General features: G+C 59.5%; 14 protein-coding genes. 6 read left to right on the forward strand and 8 right to left on the reverse strand.

Annotation, left to right across the window (positions count from 1 at the left end; all coding sequences use genetic code 11):
- Positions 1 to 39: 39 nt before the first annotated feature.
- Both ACKF11_RS04865 and ACKF11_RS04870 read right to left on the reverse strand, forming a co-directional pair.
- Positions 40 to 930, reverse strand: coding sequence for a transporter (locus ACKF11_RS04865; RefSeq protein WP_407996168.1), 891 nt, complete (start codon positions 928 to 930; stop codon positions 40 to 42).
- Positions 931 to 940: 10 nt separating this feature from the next.
- Positions 941 to 1420, reverse strand: a complete 480-nt coding sequence (locus ACKF11_RS04870; protein ID WP_407996169.1) for an antibiotic biosynthesis monooxygenase family protein — start codon at positions 1418 to 1420, stop codon at positions 941 to 943.
- Positions 1421 to 1604: 184 nt separating this feature from the next.
- Here ACKF11_RS04870 and pdxR point away from each other — a divergent pair, with 184 nt between their 5' ends.
- The 5 genes from pdxR to ACKF11_RS04895 all read left to right on the forward strand — a co-directional run bounded on the left by pdxR (position 1605) and on the right by ACKF11_RS04895 (position 6175).
- On the forward strand, positions 1605 to 3080 hold the full coding sequence (gene pdxR, locus ACKF11_RS04875; protein WP_407996170.1) for a MocR-like pyridoxine biosynthesis transcription factor PdxR: 1476 nt from the start codon (positions 1605 to 1607) through the stop codon (positions 3078 to 3080).
- Positions 3081 to 3403: 323 nt separating this feature from the next.
- Positions 3404 to 4219, forward strand: a complete 816-nt coding sequence (locus ACKF11_RS04880) for a cupin domain-containing protein (protein ID WP_407996171.1) — start codon at positions 3404 to 3406, stop codon at positions 4217 to 4219.
- Between the two features lie 112 nt (positions 4220 to 4331).
- On the forward strand, positions 4332 to 4781 hold the full coding sequence (locus ACKF11_RS04885; protein WP_407996172.1) for a YbaN family protein: 450 nt from the start codon (positions 4332 to 4334) through the stop codon (positions 4779 to 4781).
- Between the two features lie 139 nt (positions 4782 to 4920).
- Entirely contained in the window at positions 4921 to 5577 is a 657-nt protein-coding gene (locus ACKF11_RS04890; protein WP_407996173.1) for a pyridoxamine 5'-phosphate oxidase family protein, read from the forward strand.
- Positions 5578 to 5608: 31 nt separating this feature from the next.
- Positions 5609 to 6175: an NADPH-dependent FMN reductase gene (locus ACKF11_RS04895; protein ID WP_407996174.1), complete on the forward strand. Its 567-nt coding sequence runs from the start codon at positions 5609 to 5611 to the stop codon at positions 6173 to 6175.
- Here ACKF11_RS04895 and ACKF11_RS04900 read toward each other — a convergent pair.
- Positions 6172 to 7089, reverse strand: coding sequence for an SdiA-regulated domain-containing protein (locus ACKF11_RS04900; RefSeq protein WP_407996175.1), 918 nt, complete (start codon positions 7087 to 7089; stop codon positions 6172 to 6174). The two genes, ACKF11_RS04895 and ACKF11_RS04900, sit on opposite strands and share 4 nt — an antisense overlap.
- A gap of 161 nt (positions 7090 to 7250) precedes the next feature.
- On the opposite strand from ACKF11_RS04900, the gene ACKF11_RS04905 reads away from it, so the two are divergent.
- Positions 7251 to 7712, forward strand: coding sequence for an HIT family protein (locus ACKF11_RS04905; RefSeq protein ID WP_407993302.1), 462 nt, complete (start codon positions 7251 to 7253; stop codon positions 7710 to 7712).
- Between the two features lie 311 nt (positions 7713 to 8023).
- Here the strand turns inward: ACKF11_RS04905 and ACKF11_RS04910 are convergent, their stop codons facing one another.
- From ACKF11_RS04910 to ACKF11_RS04930, 5 genes are all read right to left on the reverse strand, one after another.
- Positions 8024 to 8974 (reverse strand): energy transducer TonB, encoded by a 951-nt coding sequence (locus ACKF11_RS04910; protein WP_407993303.1) that lies wholly within the window; start codon positions 8972 to 8974, stop codon positions 8024 to 8026.
- Complete coding sequence (mpl, locus tag ACKF11_RS04915) at positions 8974 to 10356, reverse strand: UDP-N-acetylmuramate:L-alanyl-gamma-D-glutamyl-meso-diaminopimelate ligase (protein ID WP_407996176.1); 1383 nt, start codon at positions 10354 to 10356, stop codon at positions 8974 to 8976. The genes ACKF11_RS04910 and mpl overlap by 1 nt, the downstream gene beginning before the upstream one ends.
- A gap of 58 nt (positions 10357 to 10414) precedes the next feature.
- Positions 10415 to 14203, reverse strand: coding sequence for a methionine synthase (gene metH, locus ACKF11_RS04920; protein ID WP_407996177.1), 3789 nt, complete (start codon positions 14201 to 14203; stop codon positions 10415 to 10417).
- A gap of 185 nt (positions 14204 to 14388) precedes the next feature.
- Positions 14389 to 15432, reverse strand: coding sequence for a VIT1/CCC1 transporter family protein (locus tag ACKF11_RS04925; protein ID WP_407993306.1), 1044 nt, complete (start codon positions 15430 to 15432; stop codon positions 14389 to 14391).
- Positions 15433 to 15437: 5 nt separating this feature from the next.
- Positions 15438 to 16928 (reverse strand): YifB family Mg chelatase-like AAA ATPase, encoded by a 1491-nt coding sequence (locus ACKF11_RS04930; protein WP_407996178.1) that lies wholly within the window; start codon positions 16926 to 16928, stop codon positions 15438 to 15440.
- Position 16929: the final 1 nt, after the last annotated feature.

Below are 16929 nucleotides of genomic sequence, written 5' to 3' on the forward strand. Positions count from 1 at the left end.
GAACAAAACGTCAACAGACCCTAGGAATCGACAGCATTGCTAGAATAATTTCAGCAAGCGCAGGGTAGTGCGGAAATCCTCCTTGAAGCCTCCTTGCATATCGATATCTTTTTGCACCAGCCCCTGAACCTGGAAACTGGGCGTCAGAAACTTCGACACTTCCAGCCGCACCTGGTCAGCCTTTGTCGCCTGCCCATTCTCGATGCCGTCTATGCGTTGCCTGCCGCCCCAATATTTCGAGTAGCCGACGGCAAAGTTCCATGTCTTGTCGCTTGGAGGCGCATAGGAAAGCCAGCTCTGGAATTGATAGGTATTGTCTTGCTTGAGCGTGCCGACCCCGGTACCCATCGCATCGTCATTCTTGCCGTACCACATCACATCTCCCGATACGTGCAGGGTGAAATCATGGGCGATCACCTGGGTGCCGCCAAACTGAAAGTCGAATTTCCAGCGGTTTTCCCCGACATTCAAGGTGCGGCCTGCATCATACGACCCGACAGGCACATACAGGTAAGGCACGACGACCAAATTGGTGCTGGGATTGGTCACCAGCCAGACCGGCGCGGCGAAAATAGGGTCCGCCGACCCGCTGGCCGAATCAAGCGACACCCCGCCTAGCGAGCCGTTTGACAGCCTGCCGTACGGCAACAGCACCTGGGGGCCTACCCTGAAGCCACCCACATCCATATACCGGGCATAACGGAAGATACCGACGAATGAATCCAGGCTGGTGTCATGTCGGATGGTGCTGCCCCGGGTAGGTACAAAACTGTCGCGTGTTGTGTAGGTGAAATACCCCAACATCGCATTTGTACCCGCCGGCGCGGGTATAAAGTCCTGTGAATTGACATCTACGGCATAAGCAGGCCCGGCCAGAAGCAAGGCCATACAGGCCGAAAGATAGTCATGACGTAATTTTTGGGTAGGCATGGTTTTCCTTTCAACCTTTTTCGACTGGTTCCAATATGTCCTTGAAAACGGCGAAACTGCTTGGAGTGGCGGGCATGACGGGGAAATTGAACTGGCATTGCGGGCAAGGCTCGGCCAATGTCTTCTGCTCCTGCTGCAGTTCGTATGGCTTGTCCTCGACCAGGCCGCAACAAGGGCATACGCGCAGCAGTCGCGTATTCGTGAGCTGAAAGTTGGTGATGATGTCTTCCATGATCGCGCCGCGGGCTGCCCACTCTTTTGCATATTTGTGATAGGTGTTCATATGCCAGTCCTTCAGCGACTCGCGGCTGATCCAGAAGCTGACTTCGTTGAACCAGGTCGGGTCCTCGGGATGCACCCACCATGTGAGGTGCAGGAAACCCGGCATTTTCATGAGGTGATTGCGGGTATCGGCAAAAATAACCTTGAATTTCTCGTATCCGTCCGGACTGGAGAATCGCACGCGCTGCATGCTGAGATAAATGGACATTGCTGGCTCCTTCATTGGTTGCTTGGCTACAGCCCGACTGGCTGCAACGGCATTATCAGAAAGAGCTTGGCCCGTCCGTAGAGCCACAATCACAAAAGTTGATGAGGCCAGATAATTCGCTTGACATCCTTGGTAACAAAATACCAATGTAGAAAAAAGGGGTAACCTGCCAGAGGGCATTGCAATGGAATTACTGATCAATATCGACCGGCACGACAGCCAGCCGCTCCAGGTGCAGATTTATGAAGCTGTCCGGCGCATGATCCTGACCGGCACGCTGAAGGCCGGACAACGGCTGCCTTCGACAAGAAGCGTTGCCGCCCAGCTGGAAATCTCCCGCAATACGGTGGTCATTGCCTATGAGAGGCTCATGGCGGAGGACTACATCGCCTCACGCATCAAGGCGGGCATCTTCGTCAATGAAAAACTGCCCGAAGCCAGCGTGCTCGCGCGTAACAGCCGACCGGCAGTGGCTTCGCAGGGCAGCCGCATCCGGGTGGGGAAAATTCCGGGCTTTTCCGGGCGTGCCCCGGAATTATGGAAAGAAAAAAAGCTGCGGCCCCAATTCGATTTTTTTGTCGGGCGCCCGCACCCCAAGAGCTTCCCGACCAGCTTCTGGCAACGCGCCGTTTCAAGGCACTTGCCCTATGCCAACGGCATGCAGACAGACTATGGCGACCCGAGAGGGCTGGCCGCTTTGCGCCATGCCATTGCCGAGCATTTGCGCGCGACCCGCGGCATTGATGCGGAGGCGGACCAGATTATGATCACGGCGGGCATCCAGGGGGCATTGAACATGCTCGCGCGCATTTTCACCAGCGGCCGCTCCCAATTGAACGTCGCCGTCGAGAATCCCGGCTACCAGGGCGCGGCATTCCTGTTCAGCAGCTATGGCGCCCGGGTGTCTCCCGTGGAAGTGGACGAACAAGGGCTGCTCGTATCCCAGCTTGAAGGCTTTCCCGGCAGCCTGGTGTATGTAACGCCCTCCCACCAGTTTCCCACCGGCTGCACGCTCAGCCTGGACCGCAGGCTGCACCTGCTGGACTGGGCCTACCGTACAGGCAGCTATATCATCGAGGACGACTACGACAGCGACTTCCGCTACGACGGGCCGCCCTTGACCGCTCTTGCCGGCCTCGACCGCAAGGGACGGGTGATCTACCTGGGCACGTTTTCCAAGTCAATCGGCGCCGGCATCAGGCTTGGCTATGCCGTCCTGCCGAGCCATCTGCTCGACCAGGCGCGCATCGTCAAGGCGTTGCTTGATCACGGCGCGCCATGGCTGGAACAGGCCGTCATCGCGGACTTTTTGCAAGAAGGCGCTTTCCTGCGCCACCTGAAGCGTATCCGCAGGTCGTACATGGCGGCGCGCGACACGCTGATTGAAACGATTGAACACCACTTTCCCGGCGGCGCATTGCTGGGCAGGGAATGTGGCATGCATATGATGTGGACTTTGCCACCCGACCTGCCTGCCGCAGAAGAATTGCAACGGGTGGCGCGGCAGCATGATATCGGCCTGTATCCCCTGCAAGCCGCTGCCGCATACGAGCAGGGTACGCGCGGACGGTTCCGCGACCGTGCCATCGTGCTTGGCTACACCGGCCTGTCCACGGACGAAATCAGGCAGGCAATCCCACTCCTGGCCTCTGCCATTTGAAGATCATCCAATTCCACACCTGAAACCTGCCCACGAAGCCGGTTCTTAATGCACCGCGCAAGGTGCCATGTGCAACTGCGGCGCGCAAATGCGCGCGCCATATCCACCCTGATGCCGCTCTCAAGCCATTTCGCTGGCTCCAAATGAAATATGGCAACTGGCTCTATGGGATGGCCAGCCCGCTGCCCTATGCTCCGCCTGACATCGTCTTGAATGCCTGTGCCGGTTTTCAAGGCCATGCTCTTAAATTCACCCGTTTAACTTGACATAAAAGGCCGAGAACCATGACTAGTACAAGCGCTGTTAAAACTGCCCAAGAGAGTTTGAAATTAGAGACTGGCAGCAGAAATTTTAATCCTGAAACCTGGACGCCGTTCGAATGGGACGATCCCATTTATGGCAAACAGGTCAAAGGCGAAGTTGCCGTCATCCGCACCCAAGGCACCTCCGGCACCCTGATGGCCGGGCTCTGGCGCACGGGTCCGAACATTGCCGGCTGCAATCCGGACGGCACCTGCCATGTCGATTATTCCGCCCCACTGGGCGATGAAACAATGGTGATTCTCGAAGGGTCGGCGACCGTCACCATCAAGGCGACAGGCAAGCAATATCGCCTTGAGGCAGGCACCATCATCAGCCACCCCAAAGACGTGGAGCTTTGCTGGGATATCGATTCACCATTCCTGAAAAAATTCTGGGTCATTTGGGACAGCCCGAAACAAGCGACCAAAAGCGACGATGTCTTCGTCGGCAATATCAACGACAACCCTGATGTCTGGAACGCCTATGAATGGGTCGAACCTCACCATGGCCCGCAAGTCTGCGGCGAATTGTTCATGCTCCGCTCCACAGGCAGCACCGGTACCTTGATGTGCGGCCTCTGGCGCACAGGCGTCGGTATCGCCGGTTGCGAAGCGGATGGCTCATCCACTATTCCCTATACCGCGCCGCTCGGCGACGAAACCATGTTGCTGCTGGAAGGGCAGGCCCATGTCGTCAACGAGGAAACCGGGGAAGAATACGACTTCAAGGCAGGCGACGTGATCGCCCTGCCGTCGGGTCTGAATATCACCTGGACATCGAAGGGGCCGTTCGTGAAGAAGTTCTGGATCATTACCAATGAGAACCTTCCTGGATAAAGGCTTGTGACAACCGGCAGCCAGGATATCTGGCTGCCGGTTGGTCAGCATCGCCAAGGCAGGGCCACCATCCCTTCCCAAGCACTATTCCAGACATTGATAAAACAAGATCATGAATTCCCTAGACCATGCCCAGGAGCCTGCCATGTTCTCAACCCCATCGTCGCCCGAACTTCACCATTCCACTGCCCCGGTGGCAGCAAGCCGGTTAAAGCGCTTCTTGTTTCATGCCCTTGCATTAGTGAGCCTGGCCGTTGCCATGCTGGGACTGGTCGTGCCTGGACTGCCAAGTACCGAATTCATCCTCCTGGCCGCCTGGGCAGCCGCGCGCAGCTCTCCCCGGCTGCATGCCTGGATTATGCGCCATCGCCTGTTCGGGCCGCTGCTCGCCGACTGGCAGAAAGGCCGGTTGCCACGCCGCGCGAAATGGGCCGCCACCATTGCCATGACAGCGACCGCAACCATCATGGTTGCATTCGTCACACACCTTCCCAGCATTGTCATCTCCATCAGCTGCATGGCAATCGTGCTCATCTGGCTATGGCGCCGCCCGGAACAATAACCCATTACACAAGACAAGCCATACTCCGATCATTTATCCCCTGTTTCCAATCAAGAGTTTAGTTGACGCCAATTGCTGCTTATCCATACCATACGACTATACCGGTCAGTAAACACAATTATTCAATGGAGAAGACAACATGGGCGAATTTTATGGAGAACAGCACCGTACATGGCAGGAGCAGTTCGACGGGGTAGCGATGGCGGATCGGGTGCGCGACCTGATCGTGCTGCCCAGCATCCCGGAAGAGCATGCTGCCTTTATCGGCAGCCGCGATTTCTTTTTCCTCTCCACCATAGATCACCGTGGCTTCCCTACCTGCTCCCACAAGGGAGGCCAGCCCGGATTCGTGAAAATCCTGGACGACACGACATTGGCGTTCCCCAGCCTGGACGGCAACAGCATGTATCTCTCCATGGGCAATCTCTCGCTCAATCCCAGGATAGGCATGCTGTTCATCGACTTTGAAACCCCGCACCGCATCCGCGTTCATGGCACTGCCAGCATTACGCCGGACGACCCCTTGCTTGCGGAATACCAGGAAGCCGAACTAGTCGTGAGAGTCAAGATCGAGGAAATCTTCATCAATTGCCCGCGCTATATCCACAAGCACCAGCGCGTGCAGACCTCCCCTTACGTTCCGCAGCCGGGCTGCGTCACGCCGACGCCTCAATGGAAGCGCCTTGACGTCGTGCAGGATGTCCTGCAGCCGAAGGATCTCGCCAAGGTGGCCTCCATGGGCGGCACGATTTCACCCGAGCAATATGGGGAACTCGTGATGAAAGGCAATGCCTGACAGAGAAGCACAACCTCATAGGGAGACTGGTATGGCAAAGCTACTCGGGATTTCCGGCAGTTTACGCAAACAATCATTCAACACGGCGTTGTTGAACGCCGCCAAAACACTGGCGCCAGAAGGTGTGGAGCTTGAAATTGCCACCCTGCACGGCATACCGCTTTACGACGGCGACCTGGAAGGACGATCCGGCACCCCTGAAGCCGTGACGGCATTAAAGCAAAAGATCATCGCCAGCGACGGCGTCATTATTGCCACGCCTGAATACAACGGCAGCATTCCCGGCGTGTTGAAGAACGCGGTCGACTGGCTGTCGCGCCCGCCCGCGGACATTCCCAAGGTATTTCAGGGGCGCGCTTTTGCCGTGGTTGGCGCCACGCCCTCGGGCTTCGGCACCATGTTGGCGCAAAATGCCTGGCTGACTGTGCTACGCCAGCTCGGCGTCCAACACTGGAACGGTCGGAAATTGCTTCTTTCCCGCGCCCATGAGGCGTTTGACGATCAAGGCAGCCTGACTGACCAGCGCCACAAGGATGAGCTGGGGAAATTCCTCCAGGGCTTTGCGCAATTCGCGGCCCGGGCTAAATCCTCAAGCTAAATCGTAGACTTTCTGCCGGCGGAGCCCGGCTTGAAAACATAAAACAGGTTGGGCTCGCTAATCACGTAAATGCGCTTGTCCGGCCCGATGGCCAAGCCTTCAGCCTGCGACACGCTGCGGGAAAGGCCCTGGAAACCGCGCCACAACGCGAGCGTATCCAGCATTTTGCCCTCGGCGTCGTATTCCGCCACCATGCGCGAGTCGTCGCTTAATAATAGGACATGACCTGTGCTGGCGTCGTAAGTCACGGCGGACAAGTCCCTCAAGCCGCAGGAAGCGGTTTCCTGCAGTTTCTCGATATGGATATTCACAGGCTGGCCAGGCAATGCGTCGACGAAGCCATGAATGGCAATCACGCGCTTGGGGGAACGTTCCTTTGCCACCAGCAAGCGCTGGCGCTCCTTGTCCCAGACGATGCCCTCGAATCCCTTGTTGTCGTGGGCATACATCGCAAGCGTGAGGGAAGGCGACCCGCTGACATCCAGTTCGTCCACGCCGGCGTGAATGTCGGCAATCACCAGGCTATGCTTGGCCTCGTTGAGCAGGGCGAAGCGGTTGCCGCCGATATGGGCGATACCCTCCATGTCCTTGATGCCCTTGACATGGATTGTACGCAGCACTTCGCCCGTGAGGGATAATTCGACAATTAAGGGCTGCTGGTTGGAAACGGTGAACAGGGTATGGGTTTCGTGGTTATAGCTCAAATCAGAAAGGTCCGACCCGACTCCCGGTATTTCGATCGCCTCATGTTCGACGGTGTAATTCTTAAGGCCCAATGTATCGTGCTTGACCTGCTGCGTGCCCCACAAGTGCCATGCGATGGCTTCCAGCCTGAAAGCGTAAGCGACGGTCAGCAATGCAGCCATGATGATCAACAGCAAGCCCAAGCGCTTGCCCGGCAGAAATCTGGACATCCTGATTTATAATCCCTGAAAATACCTGCAGCCGCCGACTTGCGGCCAAAACGAATCCAATGCATGACTGTGCACGCGGGCACAAAGTTTCACATTGAATATCATATCCATACAAACACTCAGCATTAAACGTGCCAATATTTTAAGTCTCACAACCCCTCATGACCAGAACAATGCCCTTCCACAAGAATTGTGAACTCTGTACCACCGCCGGAGGCGAAATCCTCTGGCAGGACGAGCTCTGCAGGGTCGTGCGCGTGGAAGACCAGGATTACCCTGGGTTCTGCCGCGTCATCCTCAACCGCCACGTCAAGGAAATGAGCGACCTCAGGCCTGCGGAACGCGACCATCTCATGCTGGTCGTGTTTGCGGTGGAAGAAGCCGTGCGTGAAGTCATGCGCCCGGACAAGATCAACCTCGCCAGCCTCGGCAACATGACGCCGCACGTGCATTGGCATGTAATTCCCCGTTTCAAGCGCGACCGCCACTTTCCCAACCCGATATGGGGGGAAGCCAAGCGCGAGAGCTTGCCGCAGACACTGGACCACGGCAGTAGCGCCGCATTGAAGAAAGCGATTTCCGTCCGGCTGGACCAGGGCGAGCACGTTTTCATGGGCATTTAGAGCGGCTAGTCAGGATCGCTTTCCTGGGTGTTGTGAGCCGCTCTTAGTAGAAAGATAGCTATGCCGGATTTGTTTATTCGCTCTTAGAGCCTGTTCACGATCTTTATCATGAGGCATGCATGGCACCGCAACATACCAGCCCCCTCATCATACCGGCCCCTTGTCATACCGGGCTTGACCCGGTATCTCGCCCCATGCCCTGCCGCCTGGCCCATTCCTCAGCGCCACGGGATCCCGGCTCTGGGGCCGGGATGACGGTTTGCCATTGCCATGACAGGACAAGGTCTCCGGTAACAGAGATCGCTAAGCGCTCACTGGGTCGCCAGGCTGTCTTCCTTGGTGAAGGTCCAGGTGCGGGTGATGCCGATGATGTCGTACTCCTTGCGGATATCCTCGGGGAACGCCGCATAAGGCGCCGCCAGCTCCACGATCCGTTTGGCCGCGTCATCGAGTATCTTGTGGCCTGAGCTGCGCGTAACCTGGATCTTGTCTATGGAGCCGTCCGCACGGATATCGACCGACAGCTGCAACTTGCCGTAAAGCTTTTGTTCCTTGGCCGCCTCGGGATAATTGAGGTTGCCGATTTTCTCCACCTTCTGCCGCCACGCCTCGACATAAGTGGCAAAGCGGTATTCCTGCGTACGCCCGCCCAGTTCCTTGCGCTTGGGCCGCTTCTGGTATTCATCCTGCTGCTTGGCGATCTGCGCTTCCAGCCGAGCAATATCCATGCTGCTGGCAATCAGGTCGCGTGCATTGAGGTTTTTGGGCGCATCCTGCTGCTGTCCGTGGTCGGGCGTCGAAGTCGCAGCGCTTTGCGCAGGCGCGGACTCCAGCTTTTTCTGCTCCTTGAGCTGTGTCATGAGCTCCTGCGCCTGGCGCTCCAGTTCCGCCACCTTGTCCTGCTGGGTCTGTTCCTGCTTTTCCTCGCCCGGCCGCGAGGCGGCCGAGGCTTCTACCGCCTGCTTGGGAGCCACCTCGGTCTTCTTTTTCCTCGGCGGCGGCAGGGCAGTCTTCATCTGCCTGTCCTGGTCGGTATTTCCGCCCTTATCGAGGTTGGCCTGCGCCAGGGCATCGGCCTTCTTCGGCTTGGACTCGGTCTTGGCATTGACCAGGACCACCTCCAGCGGCGGGATTTTGTCCTTGAGGAACTTGAGGTCGGGCGCCTCGAAATTGACTGAAAGAATCAGGATGACGTGGAATACGGCCGAAAGCAGCAAGGCCCAGCCGAGGACGCCCATCTCTTTCAGGCCTTGCAGCTTCACTAGGCCAGCCTCTCCAGCAAGCGTTCATGAATGCCGCCAAAGCCGCCGTTGCTCATGACCAGGATATGGTCGCCCGGCTGCGCCTCGGCGGCGATCGCCTCGATCAGCACCGGCATGCTGTCGAACGCCGCCGCCTTGTGCTGGATCGGCTGCAGGGCCGCTGCCGCATCCCAGCCCAAATGCTCGCCATAGCAAAACACCAGGTCCGCGTCGGCCAGGCTGCCGGGCAATGCATCCTTCATCACGCCCAGCTTCATGGTGTTCGAACGCGGCTCCAGCACGGCAAGAATGCGCGCCTTGCCGACCTTGTCGCGCAAGCCGGCCACCGTGGTGGCGATCGCCGTGGGATGGTGGGCAAAATCGTCGTAAACCGTGATGCCGTTCGCCACGCCCCGCACCTCCATGCGGCGCTTGACGTTCCTGAACTGGGACAAGGCTTCTATCCCGGCATCGATGGCGACCCCGGCATGCCGGGCCGCGGCCAGCGCAGCCAGGGCGTTCATGCGGTTATGCTCGCCCAATAATTGCCATTGCACGCGGCCTTGCGCCTTGTCCTTGAAGCGCACCGTGAAGCTGCCTTCCGCATCGACATCCGCCGCCTGCCAATCGGTACCGAAATATTCCGCCGGCGTCCAGCATCCGCGCTTGATCACGCGCTTGAGGCTGTCTTCCTTGCCGTTCGCCACCACCAGGCCATTGCTGGGAACGGTGCGCACCAGGTGATGGAACTGGGTTTCTATCGCATGCAGGTCGGCAAAAATGTCGGCATGGTCGAACTCGAGGTTGTTGAGGATGACCGTGCGCGGACGGTAGTGCACGAACTTGGAACGCTTGTCGAAAAACGCCGTGTCGTATTCATCCGCCTCGATCACGAAAAACGGCGAGATGCTCTTGTCGTCCTGGCGCGGCACGCCGGGCAGCCGCGCGGATACGCCGAAATTCTCCGGCACCCCGCCAATCAGGAAGCCAGGCGCAAGCCCGGCATATTCCAGTATCCATGCCAGCATGGAAGTGGTCGTGGTCTTGCCGTGCGTACCCGCAACAGCAAGCACCCACTTTGCCTGCTCGCCTTGCCTGGCGTAGAGGATGTTTTCCGCCAGCCATTGCGGGCCGGAGATGTAGGGCAGGCCGCGGTTGAGAATTTCCTCCATCAACGGGTTGCCGCGCGCCACCACATTGCCCACGACGTAGATGTCGGGGTTGAGGGAAACCTGTTCCGGGCCGAAGCCTTCGATCAGTTCTATGCCCTGTGCCTCGAGCTGCGTGCTCATGGGCGGGTAGACATTGGCGTCGCAGCCGGTCACGCGATGCCCGGCCGCCTTCGCCAGCACCGCGATGCCGCCCATGAAGGTGCCACAAATACCGAGAATATGGATATGCATAACGCTAAATAAACTTTCGAATCAGGGTTGATTGTAGCAAGGCGGCAGCATCGTAAGCTTACGACAAATTCGGCGCCAGCCAGCGTTCCAGGTATTCGCGCGGCAATCCGCGCCGCTTGGCCATGTCCAGCAGTTGGTCCTCGCCGATTTTGTCGACGCTGAAATACTTCGATTCCGGGTGAGCGAAATAGAAACCGGAAACCGCGGCGCCCGGCATCATGGCAAACGAATCGGTGAGTTGTATGCCCACTTCCTCGCATTTCATCAGGTTGAACATGTCAGGCTTCACGGTGTGGTCCGGACAGGCGGGATACCCGGGCGCCGGACGGATGCCGCGGTACTGCTCCTTGATCAGCGCCTCGTTGCCCAAGGCTTCCTCAGGCGCATACCCCCACAAGTCCTTGCGCACGCGCTCATGCAGGTATTCGGCAAACGCTTCCGCCAGGCGGTCGGCGAGCGATTTCAGCATGATGCTGCTGTAATCGTCATGCGCAGCCTCGAAACGCTGCTCGTATTTCTCGATGTCCAGCCCGCCCGTCACGGCGAACATGCCGATATAGTCGGCAATGCCGCTGTCCTTGGGCGCGATGAAGTCGGCCAGGCACTGGTTGGGCCGTTGCTCGCCGTTTACCACCGGCTTCTGGGTCTGCTGGCGCATGCCGTAGTAAGTGAACGCTACCTGGCTACGGGTGTCGTCCGTGTAAATCTCGATATCGTCGTCATTGACGGTATTGGCCGGCAACAGGGCGATCACGCCGCTGGCCGTGAGCCAGCGACCGTCGATGATCTTTTTGAGCATGGCCTGGCCTTCGGCGAATAATTTGGTCGCCGCTTCTCCCACCACCTCGTCCTTGAGGATGGCGGGATAAGGTCCCGCCAGGTCCCAAGTCTGGAAGAACGGGCCCCAATCGATATATTGGGCGATGGTGGCCAGGTCGATATTCTTGAATACGCGGCGCCCGATGAACTTGGGTTTGACCGGGGCATATTCGCCGGTGAAATCGAGCCTGGCCTTGTTGGCCCTGGCCTCGGCCAGGCTGAGCATCGGCGTGCCCTTCTTGTTGGCATGCTGGGTACGCACCCGCTCGTAATCCTGCTCCAGCTCCGCGATATAGCTGTCGCGCTGCTCCGGCGTCAGCAAGGATTGCATCACGGAGACCGAACGCGAGGCGTCCGGCACGTAAATCACCGGGCCGTCGTAGTGCGGCGCGATCTTGACCGCTGTATGCGCGCGCGAAGTGGTCGCCCCGCCGATCAGCAACGGCATCTTGAGTCCGTGGAAATACGGGTCGCGCTGCATTTCCCGCGCCACGTAGGCCATTTCTTCTAGCGAAGGCGTAATCAGGCCGGAAAGCCCGATGATGTCGGCCCCGCTGGCCTTGGCCTGCTCCAATATTTCCGCGCAGGGCACCATCACGCCCATGTTGACCACCTCGAAGTTGTTGCACTGCAACACCACCGAGACGATATTCTTGCCGATGTCGTGCACGTCGCCCTTGACGGTGGCGATCACCATCTTGCCCTTGGGCTTGGACACGATGCCCGTGCGCGCTTCCTCGGCGCGCTTTTCTTCTTCGATGAACGGCACCAGGTGGGCCACCGCCTGCTTCATGACGCGGGCCGACTTCACCACCTGCGGCAGGAACATCTTGCCCTGGCCGAACAAGTCGCCGACCACGTTCATGCCGTCCATCAACGGGCCTTCGATTACGTGGATCGGGCGTCCGCCGCCATCCATGACCTTCTGCCGCGCTTCCTCGGTATCCGCGACGATGAATTCGGTAATGCCGTGCACCATGGCATATTCAAGGCGCTTTTCCACCGTCACCGGGCTATCCGGCGTGCCGCGCCAATCCAGCGTGGCTTCCTGCTTCTTGCCGCCCGCCGCCAGCGTGGCGGCAAACTCGATCATGCGCTCGGTGGCATCCTCGCGGCGGTTGAGCACCACGTCTTCCACGCGCTCGCGCAGCTCGGGGTCGAGGTCGTCGTACACGCCTATCATGCCGGCGTTGACGATGCCCATGGTCATGCCGGCCTGGATGGCGTGATAGAGGAACACGGTGTGTATCGCTTCCCGCGCGGCCTCGTTGCCGCGGAAACTGAAGCTCACGTTCGATACGCCGCCGGAAATGCGCGCATAAGGCAGGTTTTCCTTGATCCAGCGCGTGGCGTTGATGAAGTCCACGGCATAGTTGTTGTGCTCTTCGATGCCGGTCGCCACGGCAAAGATGTTGGGGTCGAAAATGATATCCTCGGGCGGGAAATCCAGCTTTTCCACCAGCAGGTCATAGGCGCGTTTGCAAATCTCGACCTTGCGCTCGAAAGTATCGGCCTGCCCGACTTCGTCGAACGCCATGACGATCACCGCGGCGCCGTAGCGGCGGCACAACGCGGCCTGGCGCAGGAACTCGGCCTCGCCCTCCTTCATGGAGATGGAGTTGACGATGGACTTGCCCTGCACGCACTTGAGCCCGGCCTCGATCACCGCCCACTTGGACGAGTCGATCATGATGGGCACGCGGGCGATGTCTGGCTCGGAAGCCACCAGATTAAGGAAGTGCGTCATGGCATGGATGGCGTCCAGCATGCCTTCGTCCATGTTGATGTCGATTACCTGCGCGCCGTTCTCCACCTGCTGGCGCGCCACGACCAGCGCTTCCTCGTATTGCTCGTTGAGGATCATGCGCGCAAAGGCCTTGGAGCCGGTGACGTTGGTCCGCTCGCCGACATTCACATACAAGGAGTTTTCATCGATCGTGAACGGCTCCAGCCCGGCCAGCCTGGTCGCCACAGGGATTTCCGGGATGCGGCGCGGCGGGATATCCCTGACCGTCTCGGCAATCGCGGCAATATGCGGCGGCGTGGTGCCGCAGCAGCCGCCGGCAATATTGACGAAGCCGCTCTCGGCGAACTCCTTGAGCAAGGCGGAAGTATCCGCGGGCTTCTCGTCAAAGCCGGTGTCCGACATCGGGTTGGGCAGGCCCGCGTTCGGGTAGATGCAGACGAAGGTATCCGCGATCTTGCTCAGCTCTTCGGCATACGGCCGCATCAGGGCAGCGCCCAGGGCGCAGTTGAGGCCTATCGTCAGCGGACGCGCATGGCGCACGGAGTTCCAAAACGCGGGCACGGTCTGGCCGGAAAGAATGCGCCCGGAGGCATCCGTCACGGTGCCGGAAATCATGATCGGCAGGCGCTTGCCGGCTTCCTCGAAATATTGGTCGATCGCGAACAAGGCCGCCTTGCAGTTGAGCGTATCAAAGATGGTCTCGACCATCAGGATGTCCGCGCCGCCCTCGACCAGGCCGCGGGTCTGCTCATGGTAAGCCGCCACCAGCTGGTCGAAGGTGACGTTGCGCGCTGCCGGGTCGTTCACGTCAGGGGAGATGGAGGCGGTCTTGGGCGTGGGGCCCAGCGCGCCCGCCACGAAGCGCGGCTTGTCCGGCGTGGAGTACTTGTCGCACGCCGCACGCGCCAGCTTGGCGGCCTCGACGTTCATTTCATAGGCCAGGTGGGCCATGAAATAGTCTTCCTGCGCCACACTGGTCGCGCCGAACGTATTGGTCTCGATAATGTCCGCCCCGGCTGCCAGGTATTGCTCGTGTATCTCCTGGATGATTCGCGGCTGGGTGAAAGTCAGTAACTCGTTGTTGCCCTTGACGAACAGCTCCCGCTCGCCCTCTGGCGCGGCAAAATCGGCAAAACGCCCTTGCGGGCCGCCGCGGTAATCCTCCTCGGTCAGCTTGTATTGCTGGATCATGGTCCCCATCGCGCCATCCAGAATCATGATGCGCTTGGCGAGAATCTCTCGCAGCAAGACCTCGGTGGGGGACATTTCGTAACGTTTCATGCGGAACCTTAATGCCGGCGAATCGGATAATTGCCAGGTGATTGAATATTCAGGGCGTGATTATAAAACAGGAGCGGCATGGCGCATAACATGCCCAGAATTCTGGCATGCCAAGTAAGACTCTCCTGACGCTGTTGCCTTGCCATACCTCTGCAGTGCCTGACCGGGATCGCTCTTGATTGCCGTTAAACAGGTATGCCCGAGCCCAGCAGGCTGCCGACCCAGTAAGTCATGCCGCCTGCCGCAGCGCCGATCAGCAGCATGCGCGCGCCGCCGTAGATCATGTTGCGCCCGCTGAACAGTGCAAGCAAGGCCCCCACCAGGAACAGGGCACCGCCGGTCAGGCCAAACGCCAGCGTCAACGCATGGGATGAAACATTCAGCAACCACGGCAGCAACGGGATCGTGCCCCCGACCAGAAACGATGCGAATGAGGATATGGCCGCCATCCACGGCGAACCCAATTCGTCGGGGTTGAGGCCCAGCTCTTCCCTGGTCAGGATATCCAGCCCCAGCTCCTTGTCAGCCACCAGCCGGCCGGCGAGTTGCCGCGCCTCGTCCTGCGTCAATCCTCGCGCTTCGTAGATCAGCGCCAACTCTGCTGCTTCCTGCTCCGGGTACAGGTCCAGCTCTTCGCGCTCCAACGCAATTTGGTACTCGAACAAGTCGCGCTGGGAACGCATGGAAATATATTCGCCCGCCGCCATGGAAAAGGCCCCGGCCAACAACCCAGCGACGCCTGACAACAGGATGACCGAGGCATTGCTTGCCGCCCCCGCCACCCCCAGCACCAGGCAGGCAATCGATACCAGGCCGTCATTGACGCCGAACACGGCAGCCCTCAATCCGCCGTTGCTGCCAGCCAGCTTGTGCCGGCCGCCCACTTCATTGGCCTGCATCGGCATGGCATGCGAGGACAATGCAATATTCTTGGCGCCATATGCCGAAAGGCCCCGCACCTTGCTTGCCGCCAACACCGGGCGGATACGCTTGGGCCCCAGGCTGCGCAGCAGCAACACGACCACTTTGGTTCGCAAATCCGGCCGGTAGGTTTCCACCACATGTCCTGCCGCAACTAGCTTTGCCTCCCAGATTCCAGCCTGCTCAGCGGCGGCTGCAGCCAAGCCCTGAAACATGTCGGCAAGCGCCTTGTCCGGCTCGCGCCGGGACAACTCCCTGTATAAATACGCGGAGCGCTGCTCTTCGCGCCAACCTTGCAATAAATCCACCGCAGCTACAGCCCCAGCCTGCGGTATTGCACCGCTTCGGCGATATGCGTGCTTTGCACGGCTTCGCTGGCAGCCAGGTCGGCAATCGTGCGGGCCACCTTGAGGATGCGGTGAAAAGCGCGCGCGGAAAGGTCAAGGCGGGTGATCGCCTGCTTCAGCAGCGCGCCGCCTGCTTCGTCCGGCTGGCAATGCTCGTCCACCTGCGGGCTTGTGAGCAAATAGTTGCAGACCCCCTGCCGATCCAGCTGGCGCTGCCTTGCCGCCTCGGCCCTAGACCTGATCGCGGCGCTCGCCTCTCCTGCCGGCGCGTGCATTAATTCATCCTCGCTCAACGCCGGTACTTGGATATGAATATCGATCCGGTCCAGCAACGGCCCGGACAGACGATGACGATACCGGGCTATCTGGTCCGGCGTGCATCGGCACTTGCCATTGGGGTGCCCGAAGTAGCCGCATGGGCACGGATTCATGGCGGCAATCAATTGAAAACGTGCGGGAAACTCCGCCTGGCGCGCAGCGCGCGAGACCGTGATATGCCCGGATTCCAGGGGTTCGCGCAAGACCTCCAGCACTTTGCGGTCGAACTCCGCAAGCTCGTCCAGGAACAAGACTCCGTGATGCGCCAAAGATATCTCGCCGGGCTTGGGAATCGCGCCGCCACCCACCAGCGCCACGCCCGAAGCCGTGTGGTGAGGCGCACGATAAGGCCGCTTGCCCCAATCGCCGGCACGGAAACCCTTGCTCAACGACTGGATGGCGGCAGATTCCAACGCCTCGGCCTCCGTCATGGCGGGCAACAAGCCGACAAAACGCGAGGCCAACATGGATTTCCCCGTGCCGGGCGGCCCGGACATCAGCACACTGTGCCCGCCTGCGGCTGCAATCTCCAATGCTCGCTTGGCCTGCAGTTGCCCCTTGACCTCTGCAAAATCGGCATCGACTGAAAAGCTTTGCGGGATATTGACCGGTTGCGGCACCAACAACTCACGGCCTGCCAGATGGGCGCATACTTGCAGCAGGCTAGCGGCAGGCAGGACTGTAGCGCCTTGCACCAATGCCGCCTCGGCGGCGCTCTCCTGGGGCAGGATGAAGGTACGGCCGCTTTCCCTGGCCTTGTACGCCATGGCCAATGCACCGCGTATCGGGCGCAGTTCGCCGGTCAACGCAAGCTCGCCCGCCACCTCATATTGATCCAGCCCTTTTGCGGGTATTTGCCCGGAGGCAGCCAAAATCCCCAGCGCGATCGGTAAATCGTAACGGCCGCTTTCCTTGGGAAGGTCTGCAGGCGCCAGGTTGACGGTGATCCGGCGGGCCGGGAATTCAAACTGTGCCGTTTGCAGGGCGGCACGCACCCTGTCCTTGCTCTCCTTGACCTCGGCTTCGGGCAAGCCGACGATGGTGAAGCTCGGCAAGCCGTTGGCAAGGTGAACTTCCACCGCGACCTCCGGCGCCTCCATACCGGCCAGGGCACGGCTATGCAAAACCGCCAGCGCCATG

It is taken from the genome of Methylobacillus draconifructus, from assembly GCF_045984385.1.
Classification (GTDB): Bacteria; Pseudomonadota; Gammaproteobacteria; order Burkholderiales; family Methylophilaceae; genus Methylobacillus; species Methylobacillus flagellatus_A.

Coding starts and splice junctions, on each gene's coding strand:
- ACKF11_RS04895 (WP_407996174.1), top strand. CDS start 5,609: ATGGCAAAGCTACTCGGGATTTCCGGCAGTTTACGCAAACAATCATTC.
- ACKF11_RS04870 (WP_407996169.1), bottom strand. CDS start 1,420: ATGTCCATTTATCTCAGCATGCAGCGCGTGCGATTCTCCAGTCCGGAC.
- ACKF11_RS04885 (WP_407996172.1), top strand. CDS start 4,332: ATGAATTCCCTAGACCATGCCCAGGAGCCTGCCATGTTCTCAACCCCA.
- ACKF11_RS04900 (WP_407996175.1), bottom strand. CDS start 7,089: ATGTCCAGATTTCTGCCGGGCAAGCGCTTGGGCTTGCTGTTGATCATC.
- ACKF11_RS04930 (WP_407996178.1), bottom strand. CDS start 16,928: ATGGCGCTGGCGGTTTTGCATAGCCGTGCCCTGGCCGGTATGGAGGCG.
- ACKF11_RS04905 (WP_407993302.1), top strand. CDS start 7,251: ATGACCAGAACAATGCCCTTCCACAAGAATTGTGAACTCTGTACCACC.
- metH (WP_407996177.1), bottom strand. CDS start 14,203: ATGAAACGTTACGAAATGTCCCCCACCGAGGTCTTGCTGCGAGAGATT.
- pdxR (WP_407996170.1), top strand. CDS start 1,605: ATGGAATTACTGATCAATATCGACCGGCACGACAGCCAGCCGCTCCAG.
- ACKF11_RS04865 (WP_407996168.1), bottom strand. CDS start 930: ATGCCTACCCAAAAATTACGTCATGACTATCTTTCGGCCTGTATGGCC.
- ACKF11_RS04890 (WP_407996173.1), top strand. CDS start 4,921: ATGGGCGAATTTTATGGAGAACAGCACCGTACATGGCAGGAGCAGTTC.
- mpl (WP_407996176.1), bottom strand. CDS start 10,356: ATGCATATCCATATTCTCGGTATTTGTGGCACCTTCATGGGCGGCATC.